Below are 442 nucleotides of genomic sequence, written 5' to 3'. Positions count from 1 at the left end.
TCGGTTCCTGGTGCCAAGGCATCCACCGTGCGCCCTTAAAAACTTGGCCACAGATGCTCGCGTCCACTGTGCAGTTCTCAAACAACAACCAGCCACCCACCACCCCACAGGCACAACCCGCGAGTTCACTGGGACCGGCACACCGAAGGGCGGGCAACAGCCCGCACCCTCAGACACCCAACAGCGCGCCCAACACCCCAATTCCCAGATCACGTTCCACGCCGAAGCAGTACTAGTGACCCTGAACCAGAGTGCCGAATAGTCAACGTTCCACCCATGAGCAAACCACCGTCGAACGTTCGCCGACGTCATGGCCTCTGAACCGGCCGAAACCAGCTTGAGTGCTCCTTAGAAAGGAGGTGATCCAGCCGCACCTTCCGGTACGGCTACCTTGTTACGACTTCGTCCCAATCGCCAGTCCCACCTTCGACGATTCCCTCCC

General features: G+C 59.7%; 1 rRNA gene. It reads right to left on the bottom strand.

From position 1 onward, the window contains the following. Window positions 1-352: 352 nt before the first annotated feature. Window positions 353-442: ribosomal RNA gene (locus tag DTL70_RS00030) — 16S ribosomal RNA — on the bottom strand; the annotation flags it as partial.

Origin of the sequence: Streptomyces diacarni, from assembly GCF_003323715.1 — a bacterium.
In the GTDB taxonomy this organism is placed as follows: Bacteria; Actinomycetota; Actinomycetes; order Streptomycetales; family Streptomycetaceae; genus Streptomyces; species Streptomyces diacarni.
This window is presented reverse-complemented; position numbering and strand designations above follow the sequence as displayed.